The 17,540-nt window shown below is 53.6% G+C and carries 18 protein-coding genes; 12 read left to right on the top strand and 6 right to left on the bottom strand.

Annotated elements, in window-relative coordinates:
- Positions 1–10 precede the first annotated feature (10 nt).
- Entirely contained in the window at positions 11–655 is a 645-nt protein-coding gene (locus tag ACR0NA_RS16440) for a GntR family transcriptional regulator (RefSeq protein WP_480730701.1), read from the top strand.
- Positions 656–774: 119 nt separating this feature from the next.
- Here the strand turns inward: ACR0NA_RS16440 and ACR0NA_RS16435 are convergent, their stop codons facing one another.
- From ACR0NA_RS16435 to ACR0NA_RS16420, 4 genes are all read right to left on the bottom strand, one after another.
- Positions 775–867, bottom strand: coding sequence for an NAD(P)-binding protein (locus ACR0NA_RS16435; RefSeq protein ID WP_480730877.1), 93 nt, complete (start codon positions 865–867; stop codon positions 775–777).
- A 145-nt stretch (positions 868–1,012) separates the two neighbouring features.
- Positions 1,013–2,770, bottom strand: a complete 1,758-nt coding sequence (locus ACR0NA_RS16430; RefSeq protein WP_480730699.1) for an adenylate/guanylate cyclase domain-containing protein — start codon at positions 2,768–2,770, stop codon at positions 1,013–1,015.
- A gap of 247 nt (positions 2,771–3,017) precedes the next feature.
- Positions 3,018–3,611: a GNAT family N-acetyltransferase gene (locus tag ACR0NA_RS16425; protein ID WP_480730697.1), complete on the bottom strand. Its 594-nt coding sequence runs from the start codon at positions 3,609–3,611 to the stop codon at positions 3,018–3,020.
- A gap of 306 nt (positions 3,612–3,917) precedes the next feature.
- Entirely contained in the window at positions 3,918–4,409 is a 492-nt protein-coding gene (locus tag ACR0NA_RS16420) for a DUF2938 domain-containing protein (protein WP_480730695.1), read from the bottom strand.
- An 81-nt stretch (positions 4,410–4,490) separates the two neighbouring features.
- Between ACR0NA_RS16420 and ACR0NA_RS16415 the strand changes: the two genes are divergently transcribed.
- The gene (locus ACR0NA_RS16415) at positions 4,491–4,922 is read left to right on the top strand and encodes a helix-turn-helix domain-containing protein (RefSeq protein WP_480730693.1); all 432 of its coding nucleotides are present in this window, start codon (positions 4,491–4,493) and stop codon (positions 4,920–4,922) included.
- Positions 4,923–5,017: 95 nt separating this feature from the next.
- Here ACR0NA_RS16415 and ACR0NA_RS16410 read toward each other — a convergent pair whose 3' ends face one another.
- Positions 5,018–5,737: a helix-turn-helix transcriptional regulator gene (locus ACR0NA_RS16410; RefSeq protein WP_480730691.1), complete on the bottom strand. Its 720-nt coding sequence runs from the start codon at positions 5,735–5,737 to the stop codon at positions 5,018–5,020.
- A gap of 85 nt (positions 5,738–5,822) precedes the next feature.
- Between ACR0NA_RS16410 and ACR0NA_RS16405 the strand changes: the two genes are divergently transcribed.
- Positions 5,823–6,254, top strand: coding sequence for a RidA family protein (locus ACR0NA_RS16405; protein WP_480730689.1), 432 nt, complete (start codon positions 5,823–5,825; stop codon positions 6,252–6,254).
- Positions 6,255–6,409: 155 nt separating this feature from the next.
- Here the strand turns inward: ACR0NA_RS16405 and ACR0NA_RS16400 are convergent, their stop codons facing one another.
- A complete protein-coding gene (locus ACR0NA_RS16400; protein WP_480730687.1) occupies positions 6,410–6,976 on the bottom strand; it encodes a cupin domain-containing protein in 567 nt (188 codons plus the stop codon).
- A gap of 144 nt (positions 6,977–7,120) precedes the next feature.
- On the opposite strand from ACR0NA_RS16400, the gene aptA reads away from it, so the two are divergent.
- The 9 genes from aptA (at position 7,121) to ACR0NA_RS16355 (ending at position 17,461) form a co-directional block, all read left to right on the top strand.
- Entirely contained in the window at positions 7,121–8,443 is a 1,323-nt protein-coding gene (aptA, locus tag ACR0NA_RS16395) for an omega-aminotransferase AptA (protein WP_480730685.1), read from the top strand.
- Positions 8,444–8,477: 34 nt separating this feature from the next.
- Entirely contained in the window at positions 8,478–9,989 is a 1,512-nt protein-coding gene (locus tag ACR0NA_RS16390; RefSeq protein ID WP_480730683.1) for a CoA-acylating methylmalonate-semialdehyde dehydrogenase, read from the top strand.
- 25 nt (positions 9,990–10,014) lie between these two features.
- Positions 10,015–11,124 carry an alanine dehydrogenase gene (gene ald / locus ACR0NA_RS16385; RefSeq protein WP_480730681.1) on the top strand — a complete coding sequence of 370 codons (1,110 nt, stop codon included), beginning with the start codon at positions 10,015–10,017 and terminating at the stop codon, positions 11,122–11,124.
- A gap of 104 nt (positions 11,125–11,228) precedes the next feature.
- Positions 11,229–12,218, top strand: a complete 990-nt coding sequence (gene dctP, locus ACR0NA_RS16380) for a TRAP transporter substrate-binding protein DctP (RefSeq protein WP_480730875.1) — start codon at positions 11,229–11,231, stop codon at positions 12,216–12,218.
- 98 nt (positions 12,219–12,316) lie between these two features.
- Positions 12,317–12,904: a TRAP transporter small permease gene (locus ACR0NA_RS16375; RefSeq protein ID WP_480730679.1), complete on the top strand. Its 588-nt coding sequence runs from the start codon at positions 12,317–12,319 to the stop codon at positions 12,902–12,904.
- Positions 12,901–14,193 (top strand): TRAP transporter large permease, encoded by a 1,293-nt coding sequence (locus ACR0NA_RS16370; RefSeq protein WP_480730676.1) that lies wholly within the window; start codon positions 12,901–12,903, stop codon positions 14,191–14,193. Before ACR0NA_RS16375 ends, ACR0NA_RS16370 begins: the two co-directional genes overlap by 4 nt.
- A 141-nt stretch (positions 14,194–14,334) precedes the next feature.
- Positions 14,335–14,745, top strand: coding sequence for a universal stress protein (locus tag ACR0NA_RS16365; RefSeq protein WP_480730674.1), 411 nt, complete (start codon positions 14,335–14,337; stop codon positions 14,743–14,745).
- Between the two features lie 225 nt (positions 14,746–14,970).
- The gene (locus ACR0NA_RS16360; RefSeq protein WP_480730672.1) at positions 14,971–16,284 is read left to right on the top strand and encodes an adenylate/guanylate cyclase domain-containing protein; all 1,314 of its coding nucleotides are present in this window, start codon (positions 14,971–14,973) and stop codon (positions 16,282–16,284) included.
- A gap of 484 nt (positions 16,285–16,768) precedes the next feature.
- The gene (locus ACR0NA_RS16355) at positions 16,769–17,461 is read left to right on the top strand and encodes a hypothetical protein (RefSeq protein WP_480730670.1); all 693 of its coding nucleotides are present in this window, start codon (positions 16,769–16,771) and stop codon (positions 17,459–17,461) included.
- The last annotated feature ends 79 nt before the right edge of the window (positions 17,462–17,540 follow it).

The following is a 17,540-nucleotide window of genomic DNA, read 5'->3' as shown; positions in this document are numbered from 1 at the left end:
TCTTCCCGTCATGCTTTTGACGGTTCCAGATCAGCCCACGCAGGCCGAAGAGCTTTATGGTCAGCTCAAATACAAGCTGATGACTGGTGCCTATCTACCGGGCCAGAAGCTGTCGATCCGCAAACTCGCCGAAGAAGTGGGCGCCGGCATGTCCCCGGTGCGAGAAGCGTTGAAACGTCTGGCGTCCGAACGTGTTCTGAGCAGCCTTGTAAAGCGGTCCTATATCGTCCCGGTGCTGGACCGAAAGCGTGCCGCCGATCTGTTCAACCTCCGCGCTCTGCTGGAGTCGGAAGCAGCTGTTCAAGCGCTTGAAAACATCACACCCAAGGATATTGCAGCGCTCAACTCCACGATTCCGCGGATGAAAGCCGCAATTGCGGATCGGGATCACACCCAATACATGGTCGAAAATCACCTGTTCCATTTTCTGATCTACAAACTATGCGGCAACCCCGACATGATTGCGGTGATCGAGCAGCTTTGGATGCAAACAGGCCCGTCTTTACGCAATGGCCTTGAAGGTGAACACGCAACCGACTCCTGGAGCGATGAGCACGAAGCGCTGATTCAGGCCATGACGGATCAAAACAAAGCCACCCTGAAATCTTGCTTGCTGAGAGATATTCGGTGGGAGTGGCTGGACCGCAGGAGTTGACCTGTAGAAAACTGGCTATTCGCGGGTCAATCTGTTGAATTCGTTTATATTTTATCTGGCCGGCCCCAGCTTTTCCAATTGGACTGGGGAGCTCCTTTTCGAACTTGAGGTGTGCGAGGTTAATCATCCTTTTCGGTGACTAAGACCTCAGCAAATTGGTCTTCGAGCACAGCTGCTGCCATCAGACCGGCCATACCTGCTCCAACTACAATAACTCGTAGCCGCTTGGGGCTGGCAGCTATCTTAGTTGATACTGTACCTGATCCGACTTTCCGCCTTACTTATGAAAGTGCCGCGCAAATTCGTAGCAAGTGATGCAAACTTTTGATCTGGGCAAACTAATACAATACTGCGGAACTATTCTGGTAGACCGGCCTTTAGCATAGCATCCGCCCAGAATTTGCGCAGGGCGTCAGTCTTGAAGACCGTGTGACCGGTATAGGTTTCCACTGAAAATTGCGGATCGATAGAAAGAACTGCGTTTACTGCATTCTTAGCATTTTCAGTGTCATCAAAATCAGCGTGGATCACTGCCAAACGGACTTGGCACAACAAGGTTCCAGGCAGGCGGGTTTCCAAGTGCCGATAAACTGTTCTTGCCTGCTCCAGCTGCCCTAACCCGCGATAGGCATCCCCCAAATGGCTGAAATACCAATCCGGGCTGTAGGGCGACAGCCGAATGGCCTTTCGCATGCTATTCAGGCTTTCTTCAAATTCACCGCAACTATTGTACGCAATTGCCAGCATGGCATGAGAAAGCGAGACACTGGGTTGCCGTTCGATAGCTTCTTTGCAGAAGGCCTTGGCTTCATCAAAACGAGATTGGTTTGTGAAAATATACCCTTGTAGCGCATAGACATCAGCTGAGACATCGTTCCTCTTTAACAACGCGTCGCAAATTGACTGGGCCTCGTCAGTTGACGCCTTCGGATCTTGATGAAACCCAAGGCGGGCACCGGCTTGCAACGCCCAGCCGAGGCCCGTTCTGAATGACGAGTTCTCGGGGTCAAGCTCAACTGCTTTCCGGTAGAGCTGAATCGCGGAGAGATTCCCTTCTTTTGTAAATTTGTATTGCTCACTGATGCCGCGCATCATCAAGTCCCACGCCTCAAAGTTAGGCGCTTGTTCAGCCCACAGTCTGAGCTCTTGTCCGTGTGTAAGGTTGACCGCCAATGAAACGGAAATTTCGCGTGTGATTTCATCTTGAACTGCAAAAATATCTTCAATCTGACGATCATACCGGTCGGCCCATAAATGCGAGCCGGTTTGACATTCAATAAGCTGCCCGGTGATGCGAACCTGCTGCCCCGCCTTTCGGACACTCCCTTCAAGGACGAAACGTACACCTAGTTCCCGCCCGACCTGTCTTACATCGACAGACCTTCCTTTGTAGGCAAATGTCGAATTGCGCGCCATCACGATGAGGCCATTGATATGCGACAAGGCAGTGATGATGTCTTCGGTAATTCCGTCCGCGAAGTATTCCTGCTCTGGGTCGCCTGACATGTTTTGAAATGGCAGGACTGCGATTGATGGTTGGTCCGGCAACTCCAACCGCTCACCCGTTAGAACTTCGTAGAACTCAGGCGACAGGCGCGCCGGGTCGAGATCGATGCTGTAGGCGCCAATCCTTTGTTCGATGTTTTTTAGATCTTGCTCACCCAGATCCCTGAAACTGCCGGAGACCTTGCCTTTGATCTGACGGTATACATCCTCGGAAATGCAAACGCCTCCGGGTTCTGCGATTGCTTCCAATCTTGCGGCCACGTTGACGCCTTCCCCAAAAACATCTGAACCTTCGGAAATCACATCTCCCAGATGAATACCGATCCGCAATTGAATGCGTTGCTCGTTGGGAACGTCAGGTTCTCGGTCCGGCATAGCCCGTTGAATGGCAACAGCGCAGTCCGCCGCGTCGACAACACTGGTGAATTCGGCCAACAGACCATCGCCCATCAACTTGACAATTCGCCCTCTGGCATCGCGTATTTGGGGTTGAACCAATTCAGAAAGCAAACGGTTTAGACGCAGAATCGTGTTTTCTTCATCACGCCCCATGAGGCGTGAAAAGCCAACGACATCGGCTGCCAAGATCGCCGCAAGTTTCCGCTTCACTGTCAGCCCTCCGCGAAAGTTACGTTAGAGGCAATGACCCTCAAGATCTACATTCGTGCCCCCTTGAACGTTTGCTGTTCCATCGCGAATTAAAGGCCACTTTGGGCAGACGGCCCGGCAGCGCGCGACGTACGACCGTGTCGCGAACAAAGCGGACAAACGGGTTGCTATTCGAATGACTCTTGGTCTGGTCGCTTCAATCGACCTCACTTAATTGCCTCTTAACGTTACCGGTTCTAAACCACTTTCAGGACAGCTCTTTTTCCATCAAGAGCCACTTATTGGCATTCGTTTCCCATCCCTTCCGAACCACAGGTTCAGTTGCAGTTTTGGTGTAGCCGTGCCTCTCGTAGAAATTGATAGCAGAATGATTGCTATCTATGACGACCAGGCTGATCCCCGATTTTCCGGCGTGCCTTCCCAGCTCTTCAGCGATATTCATCAGGCTGGAACCAAACCCGCGACCTGAGTGCTCTGGATAGGTCGCGATACCGTGTAAATACCAAGTCCCTTTGGCTTTCGAAAACAATCTCATAAGGGGTTGAATCATTTCATCCATACCGGGAACGTGTGGGTTGGGCGTCTCCGCCATGGGATAGGAAATCAGCATCGCACCCAACTTACCTTCAATTTCCGCAACAATTGTATTTCCCTCATGGATGAATGCGCTTTGTGCCCGGCGCCCGAAATCGTCTGCTGTTTCGCCTTCTTCTGCCAACCTTTGCCAAAGTCGTTCAACGAACCCCGGCACTGTGTATTTGGCGAGAAGTACAACTTGCTCCAGATCGCGTTCCGTCGCTTTTCTGAAGGGCACTTCAAGTAGATTTTTTAGATCGACCATTAGTGAAACCTCAAGGGCCGGTACCGAGTGACAGAGTATCAGATACGTATCGCGATGTCCGTTTTGAGCTCATTGCGGGCCTCAGTGGCAGCCCAGCAACTTTGGGAAAATTCTTCTCGCTCCGACCAGGACGCCCCATTCCGGCCGTTCATCGCAAAGTCTCTAGGCCGCGGCGCGGGGCGTCAATCCAGCCGTTCACTGCGCACGCAAATTCAGCAGGCAAACGAATTTACAGATCGCGCAACAAAGCAGTCATAAGCGCCCCGTGGCGCTTTTATCTGCTTTCGGTGTGCTCTTCGCGAAATGTTAAAACAAAGTGGATATGCAGTTTGCTGCGACCCAAAGCCCAATTCCAAAGCTGAGATGCGCAAACACGCTCTTGAGCCGCGCAGCTCGTGGATCGGGCGTCAACCGTGCCGCCAGCCCCGCTCCTATGCCCGGCTGGAGGATAAGAAAAGGCGCGAGCACTGTAAGTACTCCAAATGCAATCGCTGGCAGCAGGCTCGGTGTTTCAAACCAGCCCCGACCGACCACGGCCAGAAAACCTAGCGCAAACACGACTCCCGTTAGGTAATGTGCGCTCCAGCCCAACAAACGCTCCGCCGGAACAGGGTCGCTGGCCGTGATGTGCCTGTGAACAATCTGCCCCTTCGCGGCATGGCCGATCCAACGGCCCACCATCGCGTAGTTGAGCGATTGCTGAGAGAAGATCAGCTTCTGGAAAAGGGCGACCATATCCATGAAGGCTGTCGCGCCGATGCCGATCAAAACCGCGCTGAAGAAGATTTCTGTTGTCATGGAGGTATCGACCTTAATTTCTGTTGATGTTTTGCAGTGGAGGGGCAACATGCAACTTCAAGCCCACTTGAGGTCAAGACCATGCTCGACATTTCCGAACTCTCTCGCGAAAGCGGATTTTCACCGTCAAAACTCCGCTATTATGAAGAGGTTGGTCTGATCCGGTCGGTGGGTCGACGGGGATTGAAACGTCTCTATGAGGATGAGGTGAAGACGCGAATTTCCCTCATTTCTCTGGCGCAAACCGCCGGGTTTTCACTCGGCGAAATCAAAGAGACGATAGGTTCAGAAGGCAGGCCCGATCTGGATCGTAGGGTTCTGACGGCAAGGGCCGATGCAATTGACGTGAGGATCAAGGAACTGACGGCCTTACGGGACGGCCTTCGCCATGTAATGAATTGCACCGCCGAAAACCATCTGGATTGCCCTCGATTTCAGCGCATCATCCGTGTTGCGCTGACGAAGAAGCAGGTCGATGAGAAACGTTCCAAAAAGAAACCCGAAAAGGGGTGAAGAAATTGTGCGTGGACCCCGACCCACAATTTTGGGGCTGTTGACGGTTCAAGATACTGGAACACTGCCGCCCGGACTTCACGCGTTCCTGTTGTTCAGCGCGGTAACTCATTGAAAGGACAGACATCGTCCTCGAACGGAACATGCTGTCTCCGGAACGATGTTCCCTCGACGATCTCGGGGCGACTGATCCGATCCATACGAAAATGCCGGAAATCTTCCCGGCTGGAATCCCAGGCTACGAGATACCAGAGCGGCGGCAGGATGAGCATAGCTTGCGGTTCGACTTCGCGACTCGTCTCCGCACCCTTGGCGTCCCGGTAGCCGAAGCGCAGGTTTTGCCGTTGCAGAAACGCGGTTTCGAAGGCTGGCAAAAGCGCAGGGTCAATAGTGCCCATGTCCGAGATGTCCTGTTTGGGCGAAAGTTGTCCGACATGCAGACAGTCAAGGAACCTGCGCAGATCCCGCACCTTGTCCGACGGCAGAGCCTTCTCGATCTTGGCAAGCCCCGCGTCGGCGAGGCCCGAGAAGGGAAGGCTTCGCGCCGCACGCATGGCTGCGACACTGATGAGAAGAGCAAACACCTCTGAGACCGAGAGACGGGCGGTGGTCTGCACGGATTGCGGATCAAGTTGCACACCCCCACCGCGCCCACATTCGGAATGGATGACAAAACCCTGGTCGCGCAACGCCCCGATATCGCGCAAAATCGTTCGCCTGGATGCACCGACCTGACAGGCAAGTTCCTCGACCGTTGCTGTTCCGTTACGGCGAAGTGTGCGCACGATTGCATCATGTCGGAGACGGATGTTCATTTACTCACCTTAGCACATTTGATGACAAATTTTGTCACCGTTGGGTTCTAAGTCGATCCCGGACCACTCTACAAGGAGAATGAACATGACGTCCCGAGATCAGAATACATCCAACGGTGCCCTGCCGATCATCGTCAATCCGCCGCATCTGTATGATCCCACGCCAAACGGCTATAGCACGGCAGTCGTGTCTCCTGCTGCGGGACGGCTTGCCTTTGTATCAGGACAGGGCGGACAGGATCAGTTCGGTAGCCTATCGCCGGAGTTCGGAAATCAGGTTGAGCGGGCCTATGCCAATCTGGCTGCAGTTCTCGACGCGCTCGGCGCTCTCCCTCGTCACGTCGTAAAGCTGACCGTGTTCGTGGTCGACCACGATGTGTCGAAGCTGGGTGTGCTGGCCGAAAATGTGCTGCGGATGTTTGGCGGTACATTGCCCGCGCAAACGTTGGTGCCTGTTCCGAAGCTTGCTATCGACGCGATGCTTTTCGAGGTCGAGGCCGTCGTGCTTTTGGATTGAGTGCTCGATTGCGGCGTCGACTTGCTGCCGCAGCCACAAACGCTAACTGGCTCGTGAAGTGGAAGCTGACGCTCGCAAACTACGCAGCATTGGTTATCATAGGGCTCTTCCCAAGAAAAACCGAACAGTTCCAGAAGAGGGCTCTTGTAGTTAAGTCAGAATGACGAAGGAGTGCATGCGCTAATGACTTTGCATGGTGTGTCTCCAGCGTTTCGAAACCTGTGTGGTAGTATGCTCGAGAAATAGTATGCGTCTCCGGGGCCCAGCACCCTGGACTGCCCATCTACCGTCACTTCGAGACGGCCTTCTATCACAACTGCGCATTCCTCTCCTTCGTGCGACAGCTCAGCACGCCCCGAGTCAGCACCGGCATCGTACTCTTCGATAAGCATCTGTAGTTTTCTGTCTCGGCGTTCACCCGCGACAAGCAGATAGGATACTCCAGGTGATCCAAGATCACGCATGCTGCTGTGGGGGAAATAGAAGCTCTCGTCGCTTTTGAGCTCGAAGCTGAAAAAGAACCCCAGATTGACATCGACGCCTGCAAGGATCTTTTTTAGCAACGCCACAGAAGGTTGGGTCGAACCGCTTTCGATCTGAGAAATTGTCCCGCTACCCACTCCCGCGCGTTTGGCCATCTCACGCTGGCTGAGACCTTTTGAGGTACGAATCAATCGCAGCCGTCTTGCGGTTTCGAGATCGGATGTCGAAGAGTCACCCATTGTGATTTCCTGCTTTTGATCGAAAGCACTTTAGGCGGGCCAAGACTGTTTTTCAATAACTTACAGAAACCCATAAAGCCGGGTGTGCGGAACGCCTGAACTCTGCAAGGATTTGGCACCAAATGAAAATCTGCTTCACGAGGAATGGACGTGCTCGATCAACCCAACACAATGTCATCGTTCTGGATGCCGTTTTCAGCCAATCGTGATTTCCTTCGCGAGCCCCGAATGATCCAGTCAGCTGAAGGGATGTACTACACCAGTTCTGATGGTCGTAAGGTCATGGATGGTACCGCCGGACTGTGGTGCGTCAACGCAGGTCACCGTGATCCGCTGATCGTTGACGCGGTGCAGAAACAGGTGCACGAGTTGGATTATGCACCAAACTTCCAGTTCTCCCACCCTCAGGCGTTTGAGTTGTCGGCAAAGCTGACAGCGATGATGCCTGAGGGATTGAACCACGCTTTCTTCACCAACTCTGGCTCCGAGTCCGTCGACACAGCACTCAAGATCGCTCTGCACTACCACCGGATGCGCGGTGACGGCGCGCGCACGCGTTTGATCGGGCGTGAGCGCGGTTACCACGGTACCGGCTTCGGCGGCATCTCGGTCGGCGGCATCGTGAAAAACCGGATGCATTTCGGGACGCTCCTTACGGGTGTGGATCATCTGCGCCACACGCATGATCCAGAGAAGAATGCCTTTTCACGCGGCTGCCCGGAACATGGTGCCGCACTGGCGGATGATCTGGAACGATTGGTCGCGCTTCACGATGCATCGACCATTGCGGCAGTGATCGTTGAGCCTATGGCCGGATCCACCGGTGTGCTTCTGCCGCCGAAAGGATACCTGAAGCGGCTGCGAGAAATCTGCGACCGCCATGGAATTCTGCTGATTTTCGACGAGGTCATCACCGCCTTTGGTCGTTTGGGTGCAGCGACAGCATCGGAGTATTTCGATGTGAAGCCTGATATCATCACGACGGCAAAAGGTCTTACCAACGGCATCATCCCAATGGGTGCGGTCATCGTTTCGGACAAGATTTATGACTCGGCGATGGAAAACGCCGATGCGCCGATCGAGCTATTCCATGGCTATACCTACTCCGCCAACCCGGTGTCCTGTGCCGCCGCGCTGGCTACGCTGGAAAGCTACAAGCAGAACGATCTGTTCCGCCGCGCCGCGTTGCTGTCGGGGCCTTGGGAGGATCAACTTCACAGCCTCAAAGGCCTGCCAAATGTCATCGATATTCGCAATCTGGGACTGGTGGGTGCGGTCGAACTTGCACCACGAGAGGGCGCGCCAGGTGCAAGAGGCTATGATGCGATGAAACGGGCCTGGGACGCCGGAATAATGATCCGGGTCACAGGTGACATCATCGCGTTGTCCCCACCCCTGATTATCTCGGAACCTGAAATAACGACACTCTGTCAAACGCTTGGAGAGGTATTGGCTGACCTGCCATAACCCCTGACTTCTAACCCCAAAAAGGACTGACATCATGAAAGATGCATCCCCGATCGCTTTGATCGGCCACTACATTAATGGCCAAATCACTGCTCATTCCGGCGAGAAGACCCAACCGGTCTTCAATCCCGCAACCGGTGCGCAAACCGGCGATGTGTCGCTGGCGAGCGTCCAGACAGTGAACGATGCGGTGGCTGCTGCCAAAGCGGCGTTTCCTAAGTGGTCGAATACGCCCCCGATCCGCCGCGCCCGCCTTATGAACAACTTTCTGGGCCTGGTACGCGAGCATAAGGACGAATTGGCGCGCGCCATCACGGTCGAGCATGGCAAGGTTTTCACCGATGCGCAGGGCGAAGTTGAGCGCGGTATTGATATCATCGAGTTTGCCTGCGGCATTCCGCAACTCCTCAAGGGCGATTACACCGAGCAGGTCTCCACTGGTATGGACAACTGGACCACGCGTCAGGCGTTGGGCGTTGTCGCCGGGATCACTCCGTTCAACTTCCCGGTCATGGTGCCGATGTGGATGTTCCCGATCGCCATCGCCGCAGGCAATACCTTTATCCTGAAGCCGTCGCCGACCGACCCGTCAGCATCTCTGCTGTACGCGGATCTGATGCAGAAGGCCGGTTTCCCCGATGGCGTGTTCAACGTCGTTCAGGGTGACAAGGTTGCCGTGGATGCCTTGCTGGAAAATGACGACGTCAAGGCTGTGTCCTTCGTCGGTTCGACACCGATTGCCAACTACATCTACGAGGTCGGTGCGCGTCACGGCAAGCGCGTTCAGGCGCTGGGTGGTGCGAAGAACCATATGCTGGTTATGCCGGACGCCGACATGAACAAGGCAGCCGACGCGTTGATTGGTGCAGCCTTTGGATCGGCTGGCGAACGTTGCATGGCAATCTCGGTTGCCCTTCTGGTTGGGGATGCCGCCGACAAGCTGATGCCGGTTTTAAAAGAACGGTCCGAAACGCTGAAGGTAAAAAACGGCCTTGAGCTGGACGCCGAGATGGGCCCAATCGTCACTGCTGCCGCACGCGATCGGATCAAAGGCTACATCGACTCCGGTGTCGCAGAAGGGGCAGACCTTCTGGTTGATGGCCGAGACTATACAGTCGAGGGACATGCGGAAGGATTTTTCCTGGGCGGTACCCTTTTCGACAACGTCACCCCTGAAATGAAGATCTACAAGGAAGAGATCTTTGGCCCCGTGCTGTCCTGCGTCCGCGTCTCGAACTTTGCCGAAGGCCTGCAACTGATCAACGACCACGAATTCGGCAACGGCGTATCGCTGTTCACCCGTGACGGAAACGTTGCGCGCGAATTCGGTAAGCAGGTTCAGGTCGGCATGGTCGGCGTCAACGTTCCGATCCCGGTTCCGATGGCCTGGCATGGTTTTGGTGGCTGGAAGAAAAGCCTGTTCGGCGACATGCACGCCTATGGCGAAGAAGGCGTTCGTTTCTACACCAAGCAGAAATCCATCATGCAGCGCTGGCCCGAGAGCATCTCGGAAGGGGCTGAGTTCGTCATGCCCACGGCAAAATAATCATCCGATCCAAGGAGTGAAGAACATGTTCATTGGGGTTCCCAAGGAAATCAAGAACCATGAATATCGGGTCGGCCTGACCCCCGAAAGCGTCGCAGAGCTGGTTTCACATGGTCACAACGTCATAGTGGAGACCAATGCCGGGATCGGCATAGGGGCTGATGACGATGCCTATCGTGCCGCTGGTGCGGAAATTGCCGGAACTGCGGCCGATATCTTTGCCAATGCAGAGATGATCGTGAAGGTAAAGGAACCTCAGGCCGTGGAACGCGCCATGCTGCGCGAAGGTCAGATACTATACACCTATCTGCATCTGGCCCCCGATCCGGAGCAAACCAAAGATCTGGTCGACTCGGGCGCGGTCTGCATCGCATATGAAACTGTCACCGACGATAATGGTGGTCTGTCTCTGCTGAAACCGATGAGCCAGGTTGCCGGTCGCATGTCGATCCAGGCCGGTGCCAGCGCGTTGGAGAAAGCAAAGGGCGGCCTGGGCGTTTTGCTGGGCGGTGTGCCCGGTGTGAAACCCGGCAAAGTTGTCGTCATCGGCGGTGGAGTTGTTGGGTTCAACGCTGCGCAAATGGCTGTCGGCTTGCATGCGGACGTGACCATTCTGGATCGCAACCCCGCAGTTCTGGAAAAATTGGAGAACCATTTCGAGGCGTCGGCCAAGGTTGTCTATTCGACCAAAGCCGCGCTGGAGGAAGAAGTCACAAATGCTGATCTGGTCGTCGGCGCGGTTCTGATCCCGGGTGCTGCGGCTCCCAAGCTGGTGACACGCGAGCTGATTTCGAAAATGAAACCCGGTGCGGTCGTCGTGGACGTGGCGATTGACCAGGGCGGCTGCTTTGAAACGTCCAAAGCCACCACTCACGCAGAGCCCACGTATGTTGTCGACGATGTTGTACATTATTGCGTCGCCAACATGCCAGGCGCAGTCGCCCGTACATCGACCTACGCGCTCAACAACGTCACGCTGCCGCACGCTCTGGCCATTGCCAACAATGGCTGGAAGCAGGCGCTGGCGGATAATCGTCACCTGATGAATGGCCTGAACGTGGCCCACGGGAAGGTGACGTACAAGGCTGTGGCCGATGACCTCGGATACGAGTTCGTCGCCCCGGAACTTTGCTGAACTGAAGCAAAGAAACGTCCCGCCGCCCGCAATGTGTCGGGACACCCACCACTGAGGAGGAAACCTTAATGATTACGAAGATTAACCGCCGCGCCCTCGGCGCGATGGGTGGCGCTGCTTTGCTTGCTGCAACCACTCTCTCAACAGCAGCCGCAGCGGAAGACATGACTCTGCGTTTTGCCGGCGTATTCCCGATTGATCATCAGGGCACGAAGATGATGGAACAGGTCGCAGCGGATGTTGCAGCTGCAGATGTTGGCCTGAAAATCGAAGTCTTCCCGGCAAACCAGCTGGGCTCCGGTGAAGCGCTGTTCGAAGATGTCGCCCGCGGAAATATCGACCTGGCATCGGCGTTTATCTATGCCGATACCGATCCGCGTCTTGAGTTCCTGTCAATGCCGTTCCTGCTTGGAGGATGGGATGACATGGAAAACACGCTTCTAAACATGGATTCCGAGTTCAACACCATCCTGCAAGAGATCACAGACGAATACGGCGTCCGCGTCATGGCGCAGAACCCTGAAGGCTTCATCGGCATCGTTGCGTCGCAAGAGCCCGAGAACTGGAACAGTTTTGACGATAAGGGCATGAATATTCGTGTCTGGTCGTCCAGTGTCGTGAAGTCGATGGTTGAAGAACTGGGTTACCAGGCGACAACAATGGCATGGGGCGACATCTTCCCAGCACTTCAAGCCGGTATCGTCGATGGGGCGATCTGCTGCACCAAGACTGCAACCTACTCGATCTTCGCCAAGTCGGATGTTGGCACCCACTTTGTCGAGTACAACTCGATCTCGGAACTGACAACCTTCTACGCGTCGCAGCGCACACTCGACAAGCTGAACGACGAACAGCGCGCCGCGCTGCAAGCCGCGATGACCAAAGCTTCGGAAGACTTCTTTGCTTACAACCGTGAGAACGACGAAGTCTTCGGCCAGAAACTGCTCGACAAAGGCTACACCATCCTGCGCCTGAGCGACGAAGAACAGGCTGCAATGGCCACTCATGTTCAGGAGACGGTCTGGCCCGCAATGGCGCAAAACGTCGGTCAGGACATCATTGACCGTCTGCTTGCAGCAAAAGAACAGCAATAAGCACTGCGAAAAGGGCCAGCAAATCAGTTGGCCCTTTTTTTGTCTCAAGCTCTACAAAGGGAGGGAGAAAGATGTCTAGCACTGAAGCTGAGCGTCCGTTGGTCGTCGAAAGTGCAGAACAGAAGAGTTCACAAAAAATCACCGACGAGCTGCCAGTTATTATCGGGTATCCATTGAAAGCAGTGGCGTTTGTCATGAGACAGATCGTTACGTTTGCCGGTTTTTTGATGGCATTCACGTTCGGGGCTGTTGTTGTCATTCGGTATGGATTTGGAGGTGATCTTTTTGCCTATGAAGAATGGCTTTTGGGCATCAGCATCATCGGTTTTTTCGCAGGCGCCGTTCTGGCCTCTGCCCGCAACCTGCATATCAACGCGGATATTCTTGGCATTGTGATCCAAAACCCAAGGCTGATCTGGTGGCGCGGCTTTGTTGTCCTGACGGTTGAAGTGCTCGTGATCCTGTTTCTCATGTATGCGTGTTACGTTTCGCTACTTGATGACTTCTCATTCCCCCGACTGCGCGCAACCCCGGTACTACGCATTCCATTTGTGACCTGGCGGATCGCAATCATGATTGCCTTTGGCCTCATGGCAACGTTCACGGCGGCATATTTGTACGTGCACATCCGCAAAGGGCTCGGACTTCCACTGAGATCAGACATGCAAAAAGGAGAAACCCAATGATCATCGGAGGGAGTCTCCTTATTGTCTGCTTTATGCTGCTATTGGGCGTCAGCGTTTATGTGGCATTCGGATCAGTACTGATTTTTATTGCCCTTGTTGGCGATCAATCCATCACCGGTTACTTGCCCACCGGCTCTACGGGCATCCGCTCACTGGTACTTCTGGCGATCCCGCTCTTCATGATCGCCGGCGGCATCATGGAAAAAGGTAAAATCGCAGCTCCTCTTGTCTCTCTGGCTGAAATGTTCATTGGCCATATCAAAGGAGGCTTGAGCGCTGCTGGGGTACTGGCCTGTGGTGTGTTCGGCTCCATTTCCGGCAGTGCAAATGCAACGCTGACCTGTATCGGCGGCATCATGATGCCCCACCTGAAAAAGGCCAACTATCCGGGCGGGCAATCAGCGGCTCTGATCGTGGCGGCAAGCCCACTAGGTTTGTTAATCCCACCGAGTTCGTCGCACATCCTTTATGGCTGGGTGGCGCAACAGCACGTACTGAAGTGCTTCCTGTCCACGGTCATTCCCGCAATCATCCTGATCACGCTTCTGATTTTGGTCAATCAGTTCATGCTGCGGAAATATGACGACATCAACCTGACGGAACGCCCTAAACCGTTTCTGCCGACGTTCGGAGTTCAGGCGCGCTTGGCCGGGCCAGCGCTTATGATGCCACTCATCATTCTGGGTGGGATCTACGGCGGCATCATGACTCCAACCGAAGCCGCCGGTATCGCCGTGGTCTACTCGATCCCGATAGCGATTTACTTCTATCGAGGGCTGACCTGGAAAACCTTGGCACAGACCATCCAGAATTCGGGCGTTACGATTGGCGTCGTCATGGTGATGATCTTCATGGTTCTAATCGTGTCGGACAACCTGATCTCGCAAGGCGCCCCTCAGTTGGCCAAGGATCTGGTCTACTCGGTGTCGGACAACCCGATCGTGATCCTTCTGATGATCAACGTCGTGATGATCCTGATCGGGATGCTAATGGACGATATCTCGGGTCTGCTACTGGCGACACCGATCTTGCTGCCCATCGCGCAGAGCACTGGAATGGATCCAATCCATTTTGCGGCTGTAATTGGCGTGAACCTGGGAATGGCGAACATCACCCCACCAACCGCGCCACTACTCTATCTTGGTGCTCAGGTTTGTGATGAGCCGGTTTCGCGCATGCTGTGGCCGACATTGATCTTCATTGTCTTTGCCTGGCTTCCCACTCTGATGTTGACGACATTCATACCAGAGTTGGCCCTCTTTCTGCCGGACCTCCTTCTCAGCAGGTAGCGACGGGAAGGTGCAAACGCACAAGACAAAAAAGCACGCACCCCGCTCTGACAACTGGGGTGCCTGAGCTCTCTCTCAATGGTGAAGCTGGCGAGACTAGTTCGCAGCAGAAAACCGGAAACCTGAATCCAAAGGTCTGAAATGTACAAAAATATCCTAGTCGCGCTTTCTCTAGAACACGGCATCAGTGATCACGCGCTTTCAGCGGCACACGCCCTTGTATCCAAAGGAGGAAAGATCACAGCAGCACATATTCACGAGCCACCTAACAGACAAATAATGTACTACATGGATGAAGACATTGCACAGAAATCTCTCCAGAAAGCAAAGGCACGCTTAGCCGAACGACTGAAAGATGAAGCCGAGGTCTCTTCTGTCCTGATCGAAAGCCAGTCGGCAGGTCGGGCGATCACTGAATACGCCAATAAACGTGGCATCGACTGTATCGTCCTCGCTTCACACAAACCCGGGATGAAGGAGTTTTTTCTGGGATCGACAGCCGCTCTCGTCGTTCGCCACGCTCAGTGTTCTGTGCATGTACTCCGTCTATAGAGCATACCGGTGCACTAAAGAGCCCACAGACGACTTTGAAAACAGGAGCAGCATTCGTCGACAAGGGCGAAAATTGGTCATTCCTTTCATTCTTGGGGCTTCATACCGACAATGGCAAACCGGGTGCAACACAGTCTGACTTGGCTGATATGTCACCGTGCTATTTTTTGTGGTCGCATCCTGATACACCTCGGCTAAGTTGGAAGCTATCGAGCCGAGGAAGAAATGCAGCCAACGACGCGATATGCGAAAAGTGGAGATGTGCATGTCGCCTATCAGCTTTTTGGCGATGGGCCGAAGAATCTTGTTTTTGTTCCCGGGTTTATCTCTCATATTGAGAATTATTGGGACGAACCCAGATGTGCCCGGTGGTTAGATAGGTTGGCGACATTCGCGCGTGTCGTAATCTTCGATAAACGAGGGACCGGGCTGTCGGATCGAGCCGGTAACCTTCCGAGCATGGATCAGCGCATGGACGATGTTCGGGCCGTTATGGACGCGGCAGGCATGGAAGAAGCCATCGTTTTGGGAATATCCGAAGGCGGTTCGTTGGCATCCTTATTTGCTGCGCACCATCCCGAGAGGTGCCAAGGCCTTATTCTATATGGCGCATTCGCCAAGTTTACGTCTTGGTTCCCAACTGATGAAGCACTGGAAGGGCTCTTTCAGTATATTGATAAAGCATGGGGAAGCGGGGAAAGCCTACCCATGTTCGCTCCATCTATGGTGGGCGATGCCGCCTTCCAGAATTGGTGGGGCAAATTCGAAAGGCTCGGCGCAAATCCGGGAGCTGCCGCAGAGATTATGCGTATGAACAGTGAGATCGACATATCCGATGTGCTCCCAACCATCCAGGTTCCAACGCTCGTGCTTCACCGGACAGAAGATGTAAGCGTCGATGTGGCAGGAGGTCGTATGCTGGCAGACCTGATCCCAAACGCGCGTATCTTAGAGTATCCGGGATCTGACCACATTATCTTCGTGGGTGAGAACACCGACGAGATCGCATCGGATATCGAATCCTTTGTTACAGGGTCGGTCTCGACACCCAGACTTGACCGTGTACTGGCCACTGTACTTTTTACCGATATCGTTGGTTCCACCGCAAAGGCCGAAGCGATGGGAGACCAGGCATGGAACGACTTGATTGCAGTCCACGACAAGACCGTTCGTCAGGAATTCGCTCGGTTTCGAGGCCGAGAGGTCAAGTCACTAGGTGACGGTTTTCTGGCAACTTTTGATGGTCCTGCACGTGCGATCCACTGCGCTCAAGACGTTTGTCACAGAGTTGCTCAGATCGGATTGGATGTCCGAATTGGCGTTCATACAGGCGAAGTTGAAGTTACGGGCAATGATGTTCGTGGAATCGCAGTCAACATTGCGTCCCGGATTTCCGATCTTGGGAACGAAGCAGACGTTCTTGTATCGCGCACGGTTAAGGACTTGGTCGCAGGTTCTGGGATACGGTTTTCAAGCTTTGGCATCCACAAGTTGAAGGGTGTGCCGAACGAGTGGGCGGTATTCAAATCTGAGGTATGATTTCGCAAGGTAGACCCTGCACAGCTGCCCTTTGGTTAAATTGATCGTCTAAGGAGTAGCCAGCCGTCCAAAGCGCCAAGCTATTTACGCCAGATTGAGGAAATCTGACCTTCGACGACCCAGAACCGAAGGACACATTTGCGGACAAAAAGGACGTTCCTGCCGATCAGACTAATGATGGAACACGGCCCTTTGCCGCCACCCAGTGGCTGATTTGGATGCTGGGGTCATAGCCCGCTTTGCAGTCAATCGCTGCACAAGTGAAATTTAGAGATAGACAAATTCACGGAACGCTAACGAAGCTGCCAGTAACGTCGTTTTAAACACTACCTGAAGGGCATTTCACGGTGCAGCAAAAACCATTCAAAGCCCCTGTATCAATAATGTTGGAAGGAAAAACAGTGTTTTTTTGTGAATTATCAATCAGAACATGAAAAGGTAGCCCAAATGCATAGGAGAAGTTTATGAAGCATTTTATTTTTCTATGCTCATTGTGTTTGCGGCAACTGCTAGTTCTGCGGAGGATTACCCTAAGTTTGAGGGGTTGTACATTAAGCTAAAAAGCGGTGTCTTTAAGGAGCTGCCAAAATCGTCTACCAACATGAGTGTGCCGTTTGGTCAAAGGCTCGGAGCCCTCATCGACAACTATCCCAGCGCACAACCAGCGTATTTAGATGACCTGCTGGCTCAAGGAAAGAAAACTCCAGTAGTTAGAGCTGATGAAATCGTGTCCTTTGTCTCCGTATCGAGAAATGATCGGCCATACTGGCTTAGTCAACTCGCCTCTTCCCGTGACTTCTTTCCAGAAGGCATGACACCCACGAGAATTGAAAACAGCAACTATTTTCGCAAAAAGCGACTAGTGCCTGGGGAAAAAGATGTGCTTCTCATCGATGCAAATTGGGGTTGGGCCTTCAATGATTTCCGGGTGCAAAACATTGACATGTTCACGACCGAATACTATCCCACTTCACCAATCGCTGAAGCGCGCACGACAATGGCCTTTGATAGGTCTTCCAAGATCCCATCATACGGATACGCAATTCGCATGAATAGCGGATTTCTCCATTTCTTCGTGACGTCGACACAAGCTCGTCAACTGCTTAGAAGAAACAAAACGGATCGCTTTCTAGGTGAACATTTTGTCGAGTATATTTCGAGTTTTTCAAAGTTTTAGAAACCGATGAGCGATTACAGGAGCAAATTTGTCCCTTGGTTTCGATCCTCCACTGAATCTTTCGGCAATTGCAAGACCA

The sequence above is a fragment of the Ruegeria sp. C11 genome, assembly GCF_056537725.1.
Note: the sequence above shows the minus strand (reverse complement) of the source record. Positions and strands in the feature narration are given on the sequence as shown.

Coding starts and splice junctions, on each gene's coding strand:
- ACR0NA_RS16440 (WP_480730701.1), top strand. CDS start 11: ATGCTTTTGACGGTTCCAGATCAGCCCACGCAGGCCGAAGAGCTTTAT.
- ACR0NA_RS16425 (WP_480730697.1), bottom strand. CDS start 3,611: ATGGTCGATCTAAAAAATCTACTTGAAGTGCCCTTCAGAAAAGCGACG.
- ACR0NA_RS16420 (WP_480730695.1), bottom strand. CDS start 4,409: ATGACAACAGAAATCTTCTTCAGCGCGGTTTTGATCGGCATCGGCGCG.
- ACR0NA_RS16415 (WP_480730693.1), top strand. CDS start 4,491: ATGCTCGACATTTCCGAACTCTCTCGCGAAAGCGGATTTTCACCGTCA.
- ACR0NA_RS16410 (WP_480730691.1), bottom strand. CDS start 5,737: ATGAACATCCGTCTCCGACATGATGCAATCGTGCGCACACTTCGCCGT.
- ACR0NA_RS16405 (WP_480730689.1), top strand. CDS start 5,823: ATGACGTCCCGAGATCAGAATACATCCAACGGTGCCCTGCCGATCATC.
- ACR0NA_RS16400 (WP_480730687.1), bottom strand. CDS start 6,976: ATGGGTGACTCTTCGACATCCGATCTCGAAACCGCAAGACGGCTGCGA.
- aptA (WP_480730685.1), top strand. CDS start 7,121: ATGGACGTGCTCGATCAACCCAACACAATGTCATCGTTCTGGATGCCG.
- ACR0NA_RS16390 (WP_480730683.1), top strand. CDS start 8,478: ATGAAAGATGCATCCCCGATCGCTTTGATCGGCCACTACATTAATGGC.
- ald (WP_480730681.1), top strand. CDS start 10,015: ATGTTCATTGGGGTTCCCAAGGAAATCAAGAACCATGAATATCGGGTC.
- dctP (WP_480730875.1), top strand. CDS start 11,229: ATGGGTGGCGCTGCTTTGCTTGCTGCAACCACTCTCTCAACAGCAGCC.
- ACR0NA_RS16370 (WP_480730676.1), top strand. CDS start 12,901: ATGATCATCGGAGGGAGTCTCCTTATTGTCTGCTTTATGCTGCTATTG.
- ACR0NA_RS16365 (WP_480730674.1), top strand. CDS start 14,335: ATGTACAAAAATATCCTAGTCGCGCTTTCTCTAGAACACGGCATCAGT.
- ACR0NA_RS16360 (WP_480730672.1), top strand. CDS start 14,971: ATGCAGCCAACGACGCGATATGCGAAAAGTGGAGATGTGCATGTCGCC.
- ACR0NA_RS16355 (WP_480730670.1), top strand. CDS start 16,769: ATGCTCATTGTGTTTGCGGCAACTGCTAGTTCTGCGGAGGATTACCCT.